Source organism: Cyclobacterium sediminis (assembly GCF_054781075.1).
This window is the reverse complement of sequence record NZ_BAAGVC010000011.1, coordinates 190,459-210,448: the sequence shown is the minus strand read 5'-3', so window position 1 is coordinate 210,448 and position 19,990 is coordinate 190,459. Positions and strand designations below refer to the sequence as shown.

19 protein-coding genes are annotated in these 19,990 nt (G+C 39.4%); all 19 read left to right on the top strand.

Annotation, left to right across the window (positions count from 1 at the left end; genetic code table 11):
- The 19 genes from ACYVHJ_RS13895 to ACYVHJ_RS13805 all read left to right on the top strand — a co-directional run bounded on the left by ACYVHJ_RS13895 (position 1) and on the right by ACYVHJ_RS13805 (position 19,981).
- Positions 1 to 282 carry a hypothetical protein gene (locus ACYVHJ_RS13895; protein WP_460515727.1) on the top strand — a complete coding sequence of 94 codons (282 nt, stop codon included), beginning with the start codon at positions 1 to 3 and terminating at the stop codon, positions 280 to 282.
- Positions 282 to 761, top strand: a complete 480-nt coding sequence (locus ACYVHJ_RS13890) for a hypothetical protein (RefSeq protein WP_460515725.1) — start codon at positions 282 to 284, stop codon at positions 759 to 761. Before ACYVHJ_RS13895 ends, ACYVHJ_RS13890 begins: the two co-directional genes overlap by 1 nt.
- Before the next feature lie 64 nt (positions 762 to 825).
- Positions 826 to 1,614: a YHYH protein gene (locus ACYVHJ_RS13885; RefSeq protein ID WP_460515723.1), complete on the top strand. Its 789-nt coding sequence runs from the start codon at positions 826 to 828 to the stop codon at positions 1,612 to 1,614.
- Positions 1,601 to 2,203, top strand: coding sequence for a toxin-antitoxin system YwqK family antitoxin (locus ACYVHJ_RS13880; RefSeq protein WP_460515721.1), 603 nt, complete (start codon positions 1,601 to 1,603; stop codon positions 2,201 to 2,203). Before ACYVHJ_RS13885 ends, ACYVHJ_RS13880 begins: the two co-directional genes overlap by 14 nt.
- On the top strand, positions 2,196 to 2,867 hold the full coding sequence (locus ACYVHJ_RS13875) for an SCO family protein (RefSeq protein WP_460515719.1): 672 nt from the start codon (positions 2,196 to 2,198) through the stop codon (positions 2,865 to 2,867). The genes ACYVHJ_RS13880 and ACYVHJ_RS13875 overlap by 8 nt, the downstream gene beginning before the upstream one ends.
- Positions 2,868 to 2,983: 116 nt before the next feature.
- The gene (locus ACYVHJ_RS13870) at positions 2,984 to 3,427 is read left to right on the top strand and encodes a DoxX family protein (RefSeq protein ID WP_460515717.1); all 444 of its coding nucleotides are present in this window, start codon (positions 2,984 to 2,986) and stop codon (positions 3,425 to 3,427) included.
- Positions 3,408 to 3,872 (top strand): MarR family winged helix-turn-helix transcriptional regulator, encoded by a 465-nt coding sequence (locus ACYVHJ_RS13865; RefSeq protein ID WP_339905416.1) that lies wholly within the window; start codon positions 3,408 to 3,410, stop codon positions 3,870 to 3,872. Before ACYVHJ_RS13870 ends, ACYVHJ_RS13865 begins: the two co-directional genes overlap by 20 nt.
- A gap of 10 nt (positions 3,873 to 3,882) precedes the next feature.
- Positions 3,883 to 4,515 carry a nitroreductase family protein gene (locus tag ACYVHJ_RS13860; protein ID WP_339905415.1) on the top strand — a complete coding sequence of 211 codons (633 nt, stop codon included), beginning with the start codon at positions 3,883 to 3,885 and terminating at the stop codon, positions 4,513 to 4,515.
- Positions 4,516 to 4,706: 191 nt separating this feature from the next.
- The gene (locus tag ACYVHJ_RS13855) at positions 4,707 to 5,342 is read left to right on the top strand and encodes a GyrI-like domain-containing protein (protein WP_460515715.1); all 636 of its coding nucleotides are present in this window, start codon (positions 4,707 to 4,709) and stop codon (positions 5,340 to 5,342) included.
- Positions 5,343 to 5,377: 35 nt separating this feature from the next.
- On the top strand, positions 5,378 to 6,943 hold the full coding sequence (locus tag ACYVHJ_RS13850) for a hypothetical protein (protein ID WP_460515713.1): 1,566 nt from the start codon (positions 5,378 to 5,380) through the stop codon (positions 6,941 to 6,943).
- Positions 6,944 to 7,239: 296 nt separating this feature from the next.
- Positions 7,240 to 7,941, top strand: coding sequence for a ferritin-like domain-containing protein (locus ACYVHJ_RS13845; RefSeq protein WP_339902599.1), 702 nt, complete (start codon positions 7,240 to 7,242; stop codon positions 7,939 to 7,941).
- Positions 7,942 to 7,965: 24 nt separating this feature from the next.
- Positions 7,966 to 8,784, top strand: coding sequence for a ferritin-like domain-containing protein (locus tag ACYVHJ_RS13840; protein WP_460515710.1), 819 nt, complete (start codon positions 7,966 to 7,968; stop codon positions 8,782 to 8,784).
- A gap of 234 nt (positions 8,785 to 9,018) precedes the next feature.
- A complete protein-coding gene (locus ACYVHJ_RS13835; protein WP_460515708.1) occupies positions 9,019 to 10,074 on the top strand; it encodes a prenyltransferase/squalene oxidase repeat-containing protein in 1,056 nt (351 codons plus the stop codon).
- A 321-nt stretch (positions 10,075 to 10,395) separates the two neighbouring features.
- On the top strand, positions 10,396 to 10,992 hold the full coding sequence (locus tag ACYVHJ_RS13830; protein WP_339902596.1) for an RNA polymerase sigma factor: 597 nt from the start codon (positions 10,396 to 10,398) through the stop codon (positions 10,990 to 10,992).
- A 117-nt stretch (positions 10,993 to 11,109) separates the two neighbouring features.
- Positions 11,110 to 12,180 (top strand): FecR family protein, encoded by a 1,071-nt coding sequence (locus tag ACYVHJ_RS13825; RefSeq protein WP_460515706.1) that lies wholly within the window; start codon positions 11,110 to 11,112, stop codon positions 12,178 to 12,180.
- 123 nt (positions 12,181 to 12,303) lie between these two features.
- A complete protein-coding gene (locus ACYVHJ_RS13820; RefSeq protein ID WP_460515704.1) occupies positions 12,304 to 15,870 on the top strand; it encodes a TonB-dependent receptor in 3,567 nt (1,188 codons plus the stop codon).
- A 26-nt stretch (positions 15,871 to 15,896) separates the two neighbouring features.
- Positions 15,897 to 17,609: a RagB/SusD family nutrient uptake outer membrane protein gene (locus ACYVHJ_RS13815; RefSeq protein WP_460515702.1), complete on the top strand. Its 1,713-nt coding sequence runs from the start codon at positions 15,897 to 15,899 to the stop codon at positions 17,607 to 17,609.
- 56 nt (positions 17,610 to 17,665) lie between these two features.
- Complete coding sequence (locus ACYVHJ_RS13810; protein WP_460515700.1) at positions 17,666 to 18,520, top strand: rhamnogalacturonan acetylesterase; 855 nt, start codon at positions 17,666 to 17,668, stop codon at positions 18,518 to 18,520.
- A gap of 12 nt (positions 18,521 to 18,532) precedes the next feature.
- Complete coding sequence (locus ACYVHJ_RS13805) at positions 18,533 to 19,981, top strand: hypothetical protein (protein WP_460515698.1); 1,449 nt, start codon at positions 18,533 to 18,535, stop codon at positions 19,979 to 19,981.
- Positions 19,982 to 19,990 lie beyond the last annotated feature (9 nt).

Sequence of the window (19,990 nt, the reverse complement as noted above, 5' to 3'; positions counted from 1 at the left end):
ATGGAAGCGTGGAAAAATAAAGTGGTAAATAGCCTCGAAGGAATGGAAGAAGTCCGACCTCCGGAAGGTAATTTGTTGAAAATAAAAGAAAAAATTAAGGAACGGAAAAGCAAGGAATTACAAAAACAACAAAGTCAATGGATGCCTGTTGCGGCAGTGATTGTGATGCTCTTGTGTGCCAATGTGTTTGTAGTTAGTAATTATTTTGAATACCAAGATGACACAGAACAGGTATCCAATTCCTATAGCGAGATGATCTCTGACTTTAATATTTACGAATAATGGGTAATAAGGTATACAAGATTGGATTTATCAGCCTTCTGGTGCTAAATATATTGCTGACCTTGGTCATCTGGAGAGGTCCTAAACCGCCTTTTCAGGGAGGAGGGGATGCGGATTTTAAAAATAGGATCAGTGAAGATTTGGGACTTTCAGAAGAGCAAGAAGAAAAGTATTTTGCTTCGGCCATGGTGCACCAACAGGAAATGTCTGCCCTTCAGCAAAATCATAGAAAATTGGTGAAGGAATATTTCGATTTTTTGAAATTATCGGATGTAGACGAAAAGGAAAAGAAGGAGAAATTGGAAGCAATTGCCAAGACGGAGTCAAGAAAAGCTGAAATTACTTTTAAGCATTTTGAAGAATTGAAAGCAATTTGCAACGAAGGGCAGCAAGAAGCTTTTGAAAACATCGTAAAAAATTTACAGCAAGTATTGGTTAGGGGAGGTGGAAATAACCCACCTCCTGCGAGGGATAAATAGTTGTCTTACGTCAATAGGTAAAAAATAATTTATTGACAAGGAAAAAACTTGCCGAAATATAGGTTTGATTATATTGGTTACAGTGATTGTGTATTCTTGCAATGCAGGAAAGGCCAATTCCTCGGAAAAGATAACCAAGCTACCTGCTGCATTTGAGGTTTTTGACAAGGACAATACCACAATAATGCTTGATGGAGATGAAATCATTATTGAGTCCAACGGTCTTCCTAATCATGGGTCTCCCTACTGGTCCAATACCACTAAGCGGGTAGCAACAGACCCAAGAGGGAGGGTGTTGGTCACCGAAGCTGCGAAAGTAAACCATCCCTTATTTGTAAACCCCACCCATACTTCATTTGGCCAAATGGCTCCGGGAAATATTGATGACTTTAATGGGGCTTATACCCTAATGGTGCCCGCTGTCCCTAAGAAAGCATCTTCACCATCATCTACCGGATTAGGTCCCATTGGAATTGCAGTGAGTGGATCCATGATTTATAATGATAAAGAAGGACCTAATATACCTCTGGATGATGCCGCACCATCTTTGGACTTCAACGGCGCTCATACGGGCCCTCAGAGTTACCATTACCATCTTGAGCCTCTGGCTTTTTCTGATGATGATGACAATCTAATCGGAATAATATCGGATGGGTTTTTCTTGTATGGAAGAAAATGTGCAGGGACAGGTACTTATCCCACCGATTTGGATTATTCCGGTGGGCATGTGTCAGCCACCAAATACAATACAACAGCAGTCTATCATTACCATATTCAGAATGAGTTGTATTTGAATAGGTATTATATTCTGTTTCCGGGAAATTATCAAGGAAGCCCAAATGCTATTCATTAAACACTATCATTGGCTATCTTGGTTTTTTTTAGGAGTTTTCGCTGTATTTTTTGGCAGTAAGGATACAGATAAGTCTACGGTTGAAATAGTAGGGCGTGTAGCCAAGGAAAGGTTAGAACTTAATCCTAATGAAGGGGTAGTATATTACAAAGGAAAACCCTTTAGTGGGCTAGGTGTAGCGACCTATTCAAATGGGCAAATTGCAGAGGAAATCACCTATCTGGGTGGAAAGAGAAATGGTGTGCTCAAGCGTTGGTTCGAAAATGGAGAATTGAGCTTTGAAGCTTTTTATGAAAATAACAGGTTGGATGGAAAGGTCAGGTCCTGGTGGATCAATGGCCATTTGCGATCAGCCTCCAATTATAGTAAGGGAGTGGTTCATGGTTCGCAAGAGCAATGGTATGCCAGTGGACAGCCTTTTAAAGAGCTAAATATTGTGAATGGTAAAGAGGAAGGTTTACAAAGGGGCTGGAGAGAAAATGGGGAATTGTTCGTCAATTATGAAGCAAAAAACGGAAGGATTTTTGGCCTCAATAGGGCCAACTTATGCTATGAATTGGAGGGAGAAAACATTGTTACCGATGAATAAATTTATAATTATACTAATTGCAGTATTTGCTGTAGCCTGTAATTCTGACAAACAGCAAGGTGAAGTGGAGGGAGCTTTAGGTGTGGAATTGCCCTATTACGAAGAATCAACCTTTACACCTCGTTGGTTTGCCAACAAGGAAGAAGTGCCGGACAGCTTTCATAAGATCCCTGAATTTCAGGTTTACAACCAACTGGGGGATACAGTAACTGCGGAGGTGTTTGATGATAAAATCACCATTGTAAATTTTTTCTTTTCCACCTGCCCGGGCATATGTCCTAAGATGATGGCCAATATGGATATGGTTCAGGAGGAGTTGTCTGAGGATAAAGGCCTTCAACTGCTTTCTTATTCTGTAACCCCGGATATGGATGGTGTGCCTGAACTTAATGCCTATGCCAAGAAAAATGGTATCAGTAATGAAAATTGGTATTTGTTGACCGGTGAAAGGAAGGTTATTTATGAACTGGGAAGAAATCAGTTCTTTGTGGAAGAAGATATGGGACTCCAAAAGAGTCCTGATGATTTTCTACATACCGAAAATATTTTACTGATTGACAATGAGCGACACATCAGGGGGATTTACAATGGGCTAAACAAAACTGCTATCAAGCAATTATTGGCTGATGCTAAGTTGCTTAGAGATAAATTGATCGATCTATAAGATCCCTGCCCCACTTATTCGCTGCATTTTTTTAAAAATAAAATCCAAAGAAAGAAACTTTTCATGTATCTATGTCGTTTACGATATAAACTTGCAAGATATAAAAAAGAAGAAATATGAAAAAGCAAACTTCAACGCTACAGAATATATTCAGGTTACTCTTGGCAGCATTTATGCTTTATGCCGGTATTAGTCATTTGACGTTCAATAGGGTTGATTTTCAGGCACAGGTGCCAGACTGGGTGCCGATGAGTAAGGATTTGGTAGTGGTATTATCCGGTTATGTAGAAATAGCCCTTGCGCTTGGTTTGGCATTCTGGAAAAGTCAGCGAGTAAACTTTGGTTGGGCACTAGCTGCTTTTTTTCTGCTTGTTTTCCCGGGGAATATTGCCCAATACCTCGATAGTAAAGATGCATTTGGAGCATTGGATTCTGATAGGGCAAGACTAGTTCGCTTGTTTTTTCAACCTGTTCTAATAGCTTGGGCTTTATGGTCCGCAGGATCGTGGGCTGATTATCGATCAAAAAAAGTAAGTACTGATGACAGATTCACAGCTTAAATTAAAAAATCAAATCTGCTTTCCCTTTTACTCTGTTTCAAGGCTGATAACCAAGGCATACAAACCCTTTTTGAGTAAAATAGGTTTGACCTATCCTCAATATTTGGTCATGATGGTTTTATGGGAGTCGGATGGGATACGCATCAATGAAATCAAAGAGAAATTATTTTTGGATACCAATACTGTTTCTCCTTTGCTGAAAAGAATTGAATCAATGGGTTTAATTAACAGGATTCGATCCAATGAAGATGAAAGGAGTGTGATTGTAACTTTAACCAAAAAAGGGAAGGAATTAAAAGAATTGGCTTCCCCTATTCCTGAGCAAATGCTTGAAGGATTAGCTCATGAGGGCATTACGGTGGAGGAGATATCGAATTTAAGAAACACCTTGAACAATTGGATTAAGGCGCTTTCAGAAAATAGTAGTGATAATAAGATTAAATAGTAAAAGTAAAATTGAATTAATTGACAAATTGAATTGGAGATATGCTGCGAAAGCCATGAATGGTGAAAAAATAGCGCAGGAGAAGGTGGAAAATATCATAGAGGCCATATCATTGGCACCTACCTCAAGTGGTTTGCAGCCTTTTGAGGTTTTGGTAATAACAAACCAAGAGATTAAAGAGAAGATTAAACCCATTGCCTGGAATCAATCCGTGGTAACTGATTGCTCTCATTTATTGGTCTTTGCTGCATGGGACACCTATACCGAAGCACGAATCAATAAAATGTTTGACCTTACCAATGAGAAAAGGGGATTTACCAATGAGGGTTGGGAGAACTATAGAAAGCAACTTTTAGCTACCTATCCAAACAGGTCTGCAGAAGAAAATTTTAACCATACCTCCAAGCAAGCCTATATTGCATTTTCTCAAGCCATTGCTGCAGCGGCCTTTGAAGGAGTGGATAGCACACCAATGGAGGGATTTGATCCGGATGCCTTGGATGAAATTTTGGGATTGAAGGAAAAAGGGCTGAGAAGTTGTGTGATACTTCCTTTGGGATATAGAGATAGCGAAAAAGACTGGTTGGTTAATCTTAAGAAAGTAAGAAAAAGCAAAGAGGATTTAGTGACTGTACTGGATTAATTAAAGTAGGTGATTATAATCCATTGGTTAGAAAAGGCCTAAAAGAGTTTAATACTCTTTTAGGCCTTTTTTTATGCTGAATGAAAGTTATGTTTTTAATACAGTTTGGGTAAATTGTCAGGGAAATTACTATCCCTTCGAAATAGCGGCTTTTAGCTATTTGAAGCATCAGCAATTAATTCTTTTTAACCATGAAATATGAGTGGAGAAAATCTGAAAAAAACCTTTATTTACCGAAAGCCAAGCCGGAAAAGCTAAAAGTCCCGGCGCTAAAGTTCATAACCATTGCAGGTGAAGGTAATCCCAACAGTAGCCAGTTTGCCGAATTCATCGCTGTGCTTTACTCCTTGTCCTATGCCATAAAAATGACCTTGAAGAAAAGCAAAAACCCACCGGAAGGCTATCTGGATTATACCGTTTATCCGCTCGAAGGAATCTGGGATATCAATGAGGAAGCCAAGGAAAATTTTAATGGCAGCTTCAACAAAGATGATCTGGTTTTTACCCTTATGATTCGCCAGCCCGATTTTGTAACAGAAGCATTCTACCGAGAGATGCATGCCTTAACCCATCGAAAAAAACCTCATGAACTATTAGATAAGGTCAAATTTGAAACAATTGAAGAAGGCTTATGTGTGCAAATGCTTCATATTGGAAGTTATGACAAGGAGGATGAAACTTTTTCAGTAATGGAAGCATATGCAAGAGAAAATGATTTAATCAGGCTTACCAAAACTCACCGTGAAATTTACCTGTCGGATTTCAGGAAGGTTCCTGAAGATAAATTAAAAACCGTATTAAGATTAAATGTTAAACAAAAGTCTTAATATTTGCAATAAACCTAATGATAACCGATTGCCCTATGCCCCTAGCCAAACGTGCTTGTATTATTGCCCTATTTATATTTACTTCTCAGGCAACTCTGCAGTCTCAGGTCCTTCCTGAGCAAATAAAATTTACGCGACAAGCCTCAAAAAGGTTGGTTTTTGATGAAGACCAGACCATTCCTTTAGCGGGAATTTGGCCGGAGAAAAGTGTTGGTTTTTCTGTCATGCACCCGGTGATTCACCAACTAAAAGACAGTGCAAAAGTTGCCATAACTTCCAATCAATTGACCATCCAATCTTTGTCAAAAACAGCAACAAATATTTGGTTTGGAGGCTTTAATCCAGTGGCTACTTATTCCATAGATTTGGCTTCCTGTAAAGGCAAGGGGGCGCTTGGCTTTTCATTTTTCGGTAAAGGTTTAAAAGAAAAATTAACCCTCAAAGTAAGTTTCCATAATGAAAAACCGGAAGGTGTAAGTCTTCACTATACGGACAGGAAAGGGCTGTCAAAAGAGTCGTCTATTGCAGTTAATTTCCCTAATGATGCCACATTACACGGCAGGCTATACCTGCAGATGTTAGGAAGTGGCTTGGTACTGTATTTGAAAGACGGTGATTTGCCACAGGTAATAGCTCAATCGGATTTCAATCAATTGATTGATTTGCGAAAAAAGGAATATTTGCACAGTTTTCAATCTCACTTTTATGTGGCCCTTGACTCAGGAGAGATAAAGGTAGATAAAGTACTTATGGGCTTAACTACCGGAGTTGGCTTGGCGGATATTCGTGCCATAACCTATGAAGATGGATCGCCTTTCCTGGATCAAGGGCGCCTTTGGTACACAATGTCAATCAGAGGCCGCGCTTTGCCTCATCATATTCAGGGGGTTTTTAGTATGAATCCCTCCGTGTTTGACATCAAGTTAGAGGGAGTCATTCTTTTCGATAGGGGGGATGGTTTGTTGAGAAATGAAGTTGCCTCACATCTTATTTTTGACAGAAATGATAATTTATGGAAAGGGCTGACTACAGGTTTTAGTGCTTATGCCAATCCTGAATTGGAGAAAAAACAACTATTGGCCATTCAGAGTAGCAGGGATCCCAGGTTTGGTTTTTCCATCATGGAAGCCAAGGCTTTCGGAGTCGTAGGAGATATAGAGGATCCGCATATACTTTATGATGAGGAGACGAAAAAGTGGAGGATGTTAACCTGTGTGAATGAGGGAGGCTACAAAGCCATCGTAATGGAAGCAGATGAATGGGACAAGGGCTATATCAAAATTGCCGGACCTGTGGCACAGAATTCCACCGGAACTTCTATACAGAAAATTGGAAATGAACGCTATTGTTTTTCCGGTAGTTCAGAAAGAGAAATTTATATTTATACTTATCCCGATTTAAAAGAGGTTGGTACATTAAAAATGGATTTACCTCCTTGGGATAAGTCTTCCGGAACCCGGGTATGGCCCAATGTCGTTCAATTGCCCAAAGGTTATCCTTTCCGATATGTGGCTTTAATGATGGATAGAATTAACTACCCGGGAATGGTTGGGCCAAATTGGACCTATGGTGCCTTGTATCTTTACCATGGGTTTGAATGAGGGAGTGATTTTTAACCTTTGTTCTTGTTTTTTGAAGTTTTTTATTCTTTTACACATCTTTTTTTATTGCCGCTAAAATTGCCTCTAAAGCCACCTATTGAAGGTTTCTGGGTGTTGTTAATAGGAGATTTCATTGGTTTTTCTACTGATTTTCAAAAGAAAATTCAATCCTGCTCGATCCAAGCTGCAAACTAGCTTCGTAACTCTAGTCAAATAAGTCATAAGAATCAATCCAATTTTCGATTGACCTAAAATGATGAAAACGAAACTAAGTTATTAACCTAAACTTTAAAAAAATGAAAAAGGATTTGATTAAACCGCAGGGTTTGGTGAAAGATGCCAACCGACGCAAGTTCCTTCAAAAGGGTTCATTGTCCATTGCTGCTGCAGGATTGTTTATGGTTGGATGTAAGGATGATGATGACATCATGCCCCCCATGAAAGAAGAAGGAGTGATGCTAGGGTCCGGAGATATTGGAATATTGAATTATGCCTATGCACTTGAACAACTGGAAGCAGCTTTTTACGCAGCGGTGATGCAAGGTGGCTATTTTGCCAATGCCAGTGCTGAGGAGAAGGAGATTATGGGCGATCTTGAAAAACATGAAAGAGCACATAAAGAATTTTTTAAAGCAGCATTAGGAAGTGCAGCCATTGAAGATTTAGAAGTAGACTTCAGCGCCATTAATTTTGATGATAGAATGTCTGTATTGAATGCAGCCAAAACTTTTGAAGATTTAGGAGTAGCTGCTTATAATGGAGCTGGCCAACACATTCAAGATGCAGGTTATTTACTTATTGCAGGAAAAATTGTTTCTGTAGAAGCAAGACATGCTGCTGCCATTAGGGATTTACTGAATCCCGGATCTGCGGATTTTGCGGGAGATGATATAATTGATGGAAATGGTTTGGAGCGTACGCTCAACTTTTCAGAAGTATTGACGGCCGCCAGCAATTATGTGACCACACCAATTGATTTCAGTCAATTGCCAAGCTAATTTTTAACCTTAACAGAAATAGACATGAACTTATTGAATTTATTAGATAAAATGTGTCCGGATACTAAAAATGCGGATGAAAAAGAAATGTTTTTCTCAAGAAGAGAAGCCTTCCACCGATTTGGGGATATGAGTAAAAAAGTGGCCATGGCAGCCGTTCCTTTGGGAATATTGTCTGCCTTGCCAAAAGTAGCAAAAGCAGATACTGAGAGCCTGATCGGTGTATTGAATTACGCTTTGACTTTGGAACATTTGGAATACAGGTATTACCAAATGGGGATTGATGCAGGAGTTATTGATGGAGCTGATACTGCCATCTTTGAAAAAATTCGAGACCATGAGTTGGCGCATGTTAATTTCCTTACGGAAGTTGTAGGGAATGTGTTGGGCGGAGACCCTGTAATGGAACCTGAATTTGATTTTACAGCAGGTGGAAATTTTTCTCCATTTACTGATTATCCAACTTTTTTGGCTTTGTCACAGGCTTTTGAAGATACAGGTGTGAGGGCCTATAAAGGGCAAGCCGGAAATGTGATGGAAAATGATGTGGTGCTTACCGCTGCCTTGTCCATTCATTCGGTTGAAGCAAGACATGCATCTATGGTGAGAAGGTTGCGTACCAAAAAAGGTCAAGATAGCATAAAAGGTTGGATAACCGGTGATTCCATAGGGACCTTGCCTGCTGCTACACAAGCCATCTACTCAGGAGAAGACAATGTCATGCATGGAGGAGCAGATGTAACTCAATTGACCGGAATTGATTCCGCAGCTGTAACGGAAGGTTGGGATGAACCTTTGAACAAAGATCAAGTATTGGGTATAGCATCCTTGTTCTTAGCGTAAGCAATAAAATTTTTTAGTTGGGGTTGAGTGCTTAGGTGTCATCTTTGTTGGAAGATGGCACCATTTTTTTTGTTTTAACTTTAATAATTTTTTTAAACGTATTTTCCTTATTATTTAAAATATACTGAATTAGTGTTCTAATATGAGGGAAAATTTGCATATTTTGACTTTAAATTTAAAAGAGGTAGCATAAAGTTTATTAATCAATATTTTTAAAAATATAATATTAAAAAAATGAGTATTAGCCGAAGAAAAGTCTTACAATTAATCCCTGTGGTCACAGGAGGTGTAACTATGGGGGACTTGGAGTTTTTAGCCTTGGACAATCAAAGAAAAATCCTTGAAGGCGTGCGTTCATTTTTTCAGAAAACAGCTAATCATGATGGAACATTTAGTCCGGGTTTGCCCAAGAGCTATGAGGGGAATTCTGATACGAAATTTTCAGGAATTGCAGCACCTACCTATGCGGTGGTAATCCATAAAACCTTTGGTTGGGAGTTGCCTTATGAACAAGAAACAATAAATTTCTTTCTCTCTTGCCAAAAGGAAGATGGTGCATTTTATGCGCCCAGCGGTGAGGGAGATATGGAAACACCGCTCGCCAAACTCTACAATACGGTTCAAAGTGTGGCGGCATTAAAAATATTGGGCGTGGCGCCAAAATATGACCCCATGCCTGTGATTGAATATTTCTTTAAGGGTGGTGATTTTCAAGAGCTACCGCTTTATACAACCAGTTTCTTTGCGCTCTTTTTTAGTGCTTGGAACGAAAAAATGCCCCCTCATATTGACAATAAAATGAGGCGTTATTTGAGAGAAAATCAAACGGAAGACGGATACATAGGCAATCATGTGGCCTCCACTTTCCACGCTGCACATTATTTCAGATTAATAGGAGAGGAAACCCCCATGGCGGAAGAAATGGTGGGTCGAGTATTGAATGACCAAAAAGAAGATGGTTCCTGGTCCCTAAATCCACCTGATTGGGATGTTCATGCAGTCTTTGATGCGCTATTTATTCTAAAGCAAGTGGGTAGTAATCAGCGTAAAAAGGAGATTAAGCAAGCTTTTCGGAAAGCCAAGAATTGGATATTAAAGTGTCAAAATGAAGATGGAGGTTTTAGCCATTATCCCAATAGTGGTCCTTCTGATATTGATGCGGTCTATTTTCATGTTGCCGGTCTGGTGGAATGCGGCTATTTAAAACCCCAAAAAGGAATAGTAAATGAAGAAATTTATGGTTGGGGACATTTGATGGATCCGGACAAAACGTATAATTGCCTTATTTAACTAATATTTTGATATTTCTATTTGGCTGGAAGCTAACTCCTATATTGCTATAGGTAGGGTTTAAAGTTTATGTTAAAAATATGCCTTTTTTCAATACTATTTTCACCTCATTTTTTACGTTTTTATTAACCCAGGGAAATGGCTGTGAAACCTTATTTTCTGGTAGTCAGGGGGTAAATTAAGGGGGAAAGGGATCTACCTGATATGGACTTAGGTAGGATTTAAGAAATAATAATTTTTTAAGCTAATGTATTTTGATATTTGGAAGTTAAAATATTTATATACATTTTTAAGTGTTTTAAACCCTATAATCCAAATAAAATGAAATACGAACAACTTAGTTCTTATGAATTGTGGGGTTTGATTCAGTCAGCCGATAAGCAAGCTTTTGCTTATATTTTCACCACAAATTCTGATGATATTTTTAAGTATGGACAAAAGTTCACAACTGACTGTGAGCTTATCGAAGATGTAATTCAGGATATTTTTGTACGACTTTGGGAGCTAAAGAGTACCTTGGTTATCCATTCCTCCATCAGGTTTTATTTGTTCTCTACTTTTCGTAGAGAGCTGGTAAGAAGGTTAAAAATAAACCAAAAACATCAGTTGCTGGAAGATTATCACTCAAGTGTAACTTGGGAGGACTCATTTCAGGAGATTTTGATTGAAAACCAGATTACTCAAGAATCCAGCATGAAAATTACCTCTGCATTGGACAATTTATCTACCCGTCAGAAAGAGGCAATTTATTTGAAATACATGCAGGACATGTCCTATGAAGAAATTTCATCATTAATGGGGATAAAAGTGCCCTCCCTATATAACTTGGTTTTAAAAGGACTTAAGTCCATGAAGCAATTTTTAACCTCTTCTAATTATACAGCCAAAGTGATATTATTCTTTGGTGTTTTTGCTTAGGATCTCAAGATGTTTTTTTTGATTTTTTAAAAATTAAATAATTATTTTAAAAAAAATCATCATTCCATGATGAGATTTACCAACAAGTTTCCTCTTTATTATATAGATCGTTGGTAAATGAAGTTCTACGAAAAAATTGAAGACTTTTTAGAAGATACATCTTTTAGGCAATGGGTGCTTAAAGAAGATGTCGCGCAGGATAAATTCTGGCAGGAATGGATTGCCTCAAACCCTTCCAAGATTGAGTTATTAAGCCAGGCCAAAACGATACTGTTGGAATTAGATGCCTCAACTTCAAATTGGACTAAAAAGGGAAAAGAAAATACATTTCAGGCCATTCAAGGTAGGATAGATATTTCTGACGAAAAAAGAAGAAGTACAAAAGTCTATACTTATACCTCTGATACTGTTGGGATTCAAAATCGGATAAGGCTTATTTTGGGCTTGTCGCTTATTGTCTCATTTTCATTTGCACTGTTTTATGTATTTGTGACAGAGGAGAATAAAGAGGCAATTAGTGTAGTCCCCCAAGCCAGCGAATGGATAATAAAGTCCAACCCCAAAGGTCAGAAGTCCACCCTACAACTTGCTGATGGTAGCAATGTGGTTTTAAATGCAGAAAGTGAATTGCGTTTCAAGAGTGGCTTTGGTCAACTTCATCGGGACTTATTCTTGTCAGGAGAAGCCTTTTTTGAGGTTGCCTCTGACAGCATGCCTTTTCGTGTACACAGTGGAGATTTGATTACTACTGCATTGGGAACATCTTTTAACATTAATTCTTATCAAGATGATTGGGTGCAGGTACAGTTGGCCACAGGCAAGGTGAGGGTGATAAATGTAACCAAGGACAATCAATCCCTAGAATTGATTCCGGGTGAAGAGGCGGTGATTGGAGAGAATAGTCAGTTGAAGAAAGGGAAATTTGACTTAGACAAAGCCTTTTTTTGGAAAGATGGGGTCTTGGTGTTTAATAATATGCCTTTTCAAGAGGTTGTTCGGACACTAGAACGCTGGTATGCCGCAGAAATAGAAATCAATAATTTCGCCCCAAAAAACTTAAAAATTTCTGCTGAATTTAAAAAAAACACCTATCTCAAAGATGTTTTAGAGAGTTTGGGTTATGCTTATAATTTCGATTTCTCAATAAAAAGTAAAGCAGTTAAAATTCAATTTAAAAAAAGTGAATAGCCTATGAAAAAAAAAGGCCAATGAATAGCAGTTCATTGGCCAATTCCAGAAAGAAGGAAAGCTCTCAGGTTACCTTCTGACTATCGTTTTAATGCCATTGATAACAGTAAAACTTTCAAATTTATGAAAAAATCATTACATGTACTTAGTATGGTGGGGAAATATTACCTATACGGCTTTTTCTTACAGCTGTTGTTTTTAAACCTAATGTACGCATCCCCTACCAAGGGGCAAAGCTCGTTGGATATCAGCGAGATTTATTTGAGCCTAGATCTTAAGGGTGCGTCTTTGGCAGAGTCCTTTAATAAGATCAAAAGTCAAACCGAATTTTCGTTTATCTATGACCAAGAACTGGTGAAAAATTCCAAACCAGTTGATCTTCAAGTTGAGCACCAAAGCTTAGAAAATGTTTTATTGTCCCTTGCAGCCAGTCATACCCTTTCTTTCAAGCAAGTAGACAATAGAATTAGTGTAAAAATCGCAAAGAAACATGTCAAAGTAAAAGAAATTGCCGTTGAGGTAACCGTAACTGGTAAGGTAACCGATGTCAATGGGGACCCTATTCCAGGAGCAACGGTTTACGTGAAAGGAACTTCAAAAGGAACAGCTACGGACATAGATGGGAATTATACCATAGTTGCACCGGAAGGTGGTGTTTTGGTATTTTCATTTATAGGATTTGATAGCCAAGAAATTACCATAGGTTCGAGGAGTACAATTGATGTGGTTTTAAGTGAAGGTGTGGCCTCTTTAGAAGAAATGGTTGTTGTAGGCTATGGAACGCAGAAGAAAGTTAATTTGACAGGGTCCGTGGATGTTATCTCCAATGACATGCTAGAGGACCGTCATGCGGCCAATGTTTCGCAATTGTTAATAGGTACTTCTCCGGGCTTGAATTTTGGATTCGATGCCAATGGTTATCAACCAGGTGCCAAGGCTTCAATCGATATTCGTGGCATAGGCTCATTGAATGGTGGAGCTCCCTATATCCTTATCGATGGATTTCCTGGGGACATGAACTCTTTGAATCCGGAAGACATCGCCTCTATTTCCGTTTTAAAAGACGCAGCCGCCTCAGCCATATATGGTGCAAGGGCCCCTTACGGAGTGGTGATGATTACCACAAAATCCGGAAAAAAAGATTCTAAATTAACGGTCAATTACTCGGGGAGCGTTAATTTGGTAACCCCGGCGAAACTTCCAGGAACCTTGGACTCCTATACTTATTCCCGCGTGCTAAACGAGGCTGCTTTGAATAAGGGTACCACCCTTAAATTTAGCGAGGAAACGATTGATAGGGTGATCGCATATCAAAATGGCGATTATGATTATATTCGATCTCAGTTTCCTGCAGATTTTCCTGCTGAAAATATCACCAATTGGGCAGCATTTCCTACAGTTGGAGGTGGCTGGGCAGGAGGAAATGGTGAAGGCCATGCCAACAATGATTTCTGGGATCTTGCCACAGGTCCGAATGTAGGTCAGTCCCACAATCTCTCCGTTCAGGGAGGTTCGGAAAAAACTTCCTATTATATGTCTGCAGGATTCACAAACCAAGTAAGCTCGTTCACTTGGGCAGATGATTATAATAAACGCTATAATCTTACAGCTAAAATTAAAACCTCTTTGACCGATTGGTGGGATTTGAGATTTGAAACCCGCTTAATGAAAAACAACAGAAGTTTCCCATCGGGTGCAAGACCTGAGTCAGGTGATTCTTATAATGCACTCCTCCATATAATTTATAATACTGCACCAAAACAAGCAGTGTATGACAGTTTTGGGAATCAGGTACAGAGTAGTGTGAAAAGTTTTTTTGAAGCAGGGGCAAGTGATGATGAAACTACGGAGAACTGGCAAATCATTGGGACAGAATTGAGGCCTTTAAAAGGGTGGAAAATCAATGCCGATTTTGCCTATCAATCTACAGATTTTTATGGACTTCATGATGGCAGGGAGTTTGGTCAAATAAACTGGCTCACAGGTGAGCAAACAGGTTCTTGGGTGGCCAGTCAGGTCAATGAATACCATCGCAGTGATTATTATTGGAGCTCTAATATTTTTTCTTCATATGAGTGGAGTTTCAATGAGTCACATAATTTTATGGCCATGGTGGGTGGGCAATATGAAACTGGAAAATACCGCTCCTTGGATGCACAGGCCAGGAATCTAATTGTTCCGAACATTATTTCACTAAATACGGCTACAGGCGATCCATCCCTTGGTGAAGGCCTCAGCCAATGGGCCACTGAAGGGTATTTTGGTAGACTTACTTATAATTATAAAGAAAAGTACCTATTAGAATCAAATGTAAGGTATGATGGTACTTCTCGTTTCTTGGAAGGCAAGCGATGGGGCTTTTTCCCTTCTTTTTCTGCAGGATGGGTAGTAAGCAATGAAGACTTTTGGGGCCAAACATCAGATTTTTTTAGTAGTTTAAAAGTGCGTGGTTCTTGGGGACAATTAGGAAACCAAAATGTTTCTGCTTATCAAGATCTTGCTTTAATTCAATTGTCTAAGAATATTTTAAACTGGCTCCCGGGATACAATCAAACCGGTCAGGTAGGTTACACTTTAACTCCCTCTTTGGTCAGTCCATCATTGACTTGGGAGAAGGCAGCCACTACAAATATTGGTTTGGATATGGCTTTTATGGCCAATAAGCTAGGCGTTAATTTTGATTGGTTTGAGCGAAATACGACCGATATGATAGGGCCCTCAGAAGCATTGCCCGGGGTACTTGGAGCCTCTGTTCCAAGGTCCAACAACTCCTCATTAAGAACTAGAGGCTGGGAACTTTCCGTGAAATGGAAAGAATATGTCAATTCTGATTTAAGTTATTTTGTTGGGTTCAACTTGTATGATGCGAAGGCAGTTATTACAGAATACAACAATCCAACAGGGTATCTTGGCTCATGGCTTGTAGGACAAGAAGTGGGAGATATATGGGGGTGGTCATCCCATGGATTGTTTCAATCACAACAAGAAATTGACAATCATGCAGATCAGTCATTTATTTATAATATTTGGAATACCGGTGATGTAAAATACGATGACCTCAATGGAGATGGAGTGATCAACAATGGTCAGAATACTATAGATGACCATGGGGACTTAATGTTATTAGGTAACTCAAGTGCTCATTATCAGTTTGGGATCAATCTTGGAGCCAATTATAAGGGTTTTGACTTTTCCATGTTGTGGAAAGGAACTGCCAAGCGGGACAAAGGCATGAACTATAATGATTATGCGTATTATGGTTTTAGGCGTGCAAATTGGTCACAACCAAAATGGGATCACTTGGATTACTACAGAGATACTCCGGGTACCAAGTATGTAGGTTTGTATGAAGGTGAGGCCAATATCAATACAGATGCTTTCTATCCTCGTCCCTATGAGGACAATTTGTCGAATGTAAAAAATCAGACGTATAACTCACGTTATCTGGGTAATTTTGCTTATATCCGTTTGCAAGATGTACAGCTTGGATATAGTTTAAGTGATAATGTGATTGGTAGATTTGGATTGAGTAAAGTGAGGGTTTACCTCTCAGGTTCCAACCTTTTGACTTTTGATCACTTGCCGGTGGGCATGGATCCGACCTTGCCTTCCGGAGGGTATCGTACGAGTACAGGGAAGGATTATCGAGCAGATAGAATTTATTCCATGGGCTTGAATGTGACCTTTTAATCTCATCTTTACAAAACTTATTTACTATGAAAAGCACTATAAAAATATTCTTTATATTGACATTATTTTCAGGTTGGTCTTGTACGGATTTTCTAGACAGACCCCCTTTGGACCAAATAGGTATTGATGATTATTGGAAGTCATCCGTAGATCTAAAAAATTATACAGCAAGGTTTTATGAAAGCTTACCTTACCATGAAAACAACCTTTCCACCGCAGGACGTGAGGCGGCAACCACCAATGTAACTTATCGGACAGCAAACTCCATTTTGAATGGGGAAACGACCTTGTCTACCGGTTCTTGGCAAAGTGGGTTTGCTCCTGTACGGAGCGTCAATATTTTTCTTGACAATTATAATAAGTGTGAAGACCCATACAGCTCTTGGAAACAATATCTGGGTGAAGCGCAGTTCTTTAAGGCCTGGATTTATTTTGACTTGGTACAAACCTATGGTGATGTGCCTTGGTATACCCATGCCTTGACTCCCGATGATGAAGCAGAATTAATCAAACCTCGGGATTCTCGAATTGTAGTAGTAGATTCAATTTTGTCCTTATTGGATAAGGCCATAATTAACCTTGAGAAAAGAGATGAAGCTCCGTGGGGAAATAATTCAATCAATAAGGAAGCTGCCTTGGCTTTTAAAAGCCGGGTGGCTTTGTTTGAAGGAACTTGGCAGAAATACCATGGTGATGATGAATTTGGTACTGCTGGTGCCGATCCTGATAAATATTTTCAGGCTTGCGTAGATGCGGGAAATGAATTGATCAATGGCGATTACAATGTGGGCATATTTTCGACGGGAAATCCTGATCAAGATTATTTTGACCTGTTTAAAACCGGTGATATGGGTGCTGTCAGCGAGGTATTGCTATACAGGGCTTATAATATTGGGGAATTTATTGGGCACAATCAAAATTATTACAATACCACAACTCCTTCAGAACTTGGCGCCACTTGGGAGTATGTGAGTTCACATTTAGGAAGCGATGGAGAGCCTATTGATTATCTGTCCATTGCCCAAGATGTTAAAGGCAATGATTTTTTAGAGATGCTGGCTAGTGAAGTTGACTTGCGGTTGCGACAAAGTATTTGGATTCCCGGAGATGTTCAACATTATCCATCTGATGTAGTATTTGATTATCCACCAATATTTGCAGGGAGTCGAGAGAATAATCCTACTGGCTTTCAGGTGAAAAAATACGCTAACCCCGAGCAAGAATTAGATTATGCCAATGCCAATGACGCTGGGCGAATTATCTTTAGGTACGGAGAAGTGTTACTAAATTATGCGGAAGCATTGGAAGAATTGAATGGGACGGTAGCTTATGATCAGCTAAACCTTTTGCGTGAAAGGGCAGGAATGCCTGATTTCGAAGTGCTTTCCCAAGATGCAGATCCAAATAAAATTGAATATGGATATCCTATCTCTGATGCCCTTTATGAGATAAGAAGGGAGAGAAGAGTTGAGTTGGCCTTTGAAGTACTAAGAGAGCAGGATTGGAAGCGATGGGCAGCACATGAATTGTTTCTCAATAAACGTCCCAAAGGTTATCCTTTCAGCAGTATGGAATTTCCAGATGAGTCTCCGGTAGTTGATGAAAATGGTTTGCTAGATCCTTTACAAGTTGAATTGTCAAGTGGGTATAATTTTATTCCCGGGCGAAACTATCTTGAGAGTGTTCCACAAACAGAGTTGACCCTAAATCCGAATTTATCTCAGAATCCGGGTTGGTAAAGCTGGTATGAATCATATACTAATTTAAACTTCTAGTTATACTGTTAATTCAACTTATGGAAAAAAATAAAAATCGAGTAAATCCGGACCTAGCGGCTCGGATTACTCATTTGAAAACGCTGCCATATAAAGCCCTGTTTTACGGCCTGATTCTCTTTTTATGCAGTTGTGCCCAAAAAGAGGTTAAGGTTTTTTGTATTGGAGACTCTACTATGAGTCACTACGATTTGAAAGGAATGGAGGAAAGGTATGGAGGGCCAGATTTTCCAAGGAGGGGTTGGGCCATGGCCCTTTCGGAATTCTTGAATGACAATGCGGAAGTAAGAAACTTTGCGGTAAGTGGCAGAAGTTCCAAAAACTTTAGGGCTCAAGGTTATTGGGACAAAGTATTGGAAGAGATTCAGGAAGGGGATTTTGTTGTCATCCAATTTGGACACAATGATGAAAAAGTAGAAGATACCACAAGATATACTGAAGCTTTCGGAGCGTATAAAGACAACTTAATTCGGTATGCAAAGGAAGCCGAAGAACATGGTGCTTTTCCTATTATAGCTACCTCTATAGCCCGCAGGAAATTTAATGCAGAAAAACAGCTCGTAGATACGCACGGTGACTATGTATTGGCCTCTCGCGAAGCGGCTAAACAAGCAGGTGTTCCATTGATAGATTTAAATCAAATGACCACGAATTATTTAAATCAATTGGGGCCTGAAGAGTCCAAGGAATGGTTTTTACACATAAAGCCGGGGGTATTTGAGAAGTTGCCGGAAGGAATGGAGGACAATACCCATTTAAGCAATCAAGGTGCTTGTGCAGTTTCGGGACTATTTGCCGATGGACTTGAGCAATCAAAAAGCCCCTTGAAAAATTACCTCTTAGGTGAAAGACCTGATTGCAATAATATACTTTAACGAAATTTGACTATGAAAGAAATAAAAAAGATAGTGGGTGGATTGCTTCTGGTAAGCATACTGTTTTTTGCCCCAAATAAAGAATCCTTGGCTCAGCAATTGAAGGCAGGAGCTTCAATTACTGACATTACTCCTCACCTGGGACATCCAATCGTTGGCAATTACAACTCTCCTCCTGCAACTTATATCCATGATCCGCTGAGCGTAAGAACGCTAGTGCTGGATGATGGTAAGCAGGAATTGATATTTGTAATTGTGGATAATGTTCATGTTAATCGAGAGGTGTTTGATGCTGCCAAGTCGATGCTCAAACGAGATTTAGATATTCCTGCAAAGGATATAATGATGGCCTCAACCCATACCCATTCAGGAATTAGTCTTAATGGAGAAGGGTTAAAAAGTATATCTCCTGAGGTGGGAGTGGCTTTTGATGAATACCAGACTTTTGTGGTTAAAAGAATGGTGGATGGAGTCAAGATTGCAAGAGAAAATAAGGAGTTAGCTAAAATTGCCTTTGGTAGTGTAGATGTTCCGGAGCATGTATTTAACAGAAGGTGGATCATGAAGGATTCAGTTGTGAACCCTTTGGGACAGGTGGAAATTGCTAAAATGAATCCAGGACACAGCAATGCCCTACTTAGGCCTGCCGGTCCCATCGATCCTGAGGTTGCATTTTTTGCAGTAGAATCTCAGGAAGGCACTCCCATAGCCTTATTGGCCAACTATTCTTTGCATTATGTAGGAGGTGTGCCTAAAGGACATATTTCAGCTGATTATTTTGCTGCTTTTGGTAACCGCATGGGGGAACTATTGGGGACAGGAGCCAATTCCCCGGCTTTTGTAGGGATCATGACCAACGGTACATCCGGGGATATCAACAACAATGATTATTCTAAACCCAGGCCCAAAGAAAAACTTCCTCCTTATGAAAAAATGCATTATGTGGCCAATGATGTTGCCAATAAAGTACATCAAAAATACAAAGAGTTGGATTTTCAGTCAGAAGTTAAATTAGGCTCAGCATTATCGGAAATGACCCTTACTGTGAGAAGGGCTTCGCCGGAAATACTTAAAAATGTCGCTTTGGTTAGAGACCATAATGGTGCTGAACCTTTGTTTCATAGATTGGAAAAAACCTATGCAAGCCGTATCTTAAATATGGAATCATCTTATCCTGATTCTGTACAGATCGTGTTGCAATCTTTTGCCATCAATGACATTGGCATTGCCTCCATACCCTTTGAAGTTTTTGCTCAAATTGGATTGGATATCAAGGATCAGAGTCCTTTTAAAAACACCTTTACCATTGAATTGGCCAATGGTTCTTATGGTTATCTACCAACTCCTGCCCAGCATAAATTAGGCGGCTATGAATCTTGGTTGACCACTAACAGGGTGCAAAAAGATGCTTCAGATAAGATCACGGCCGAATTAATCAAACATTTAAACCAATTGAAATAAATCTGTTTT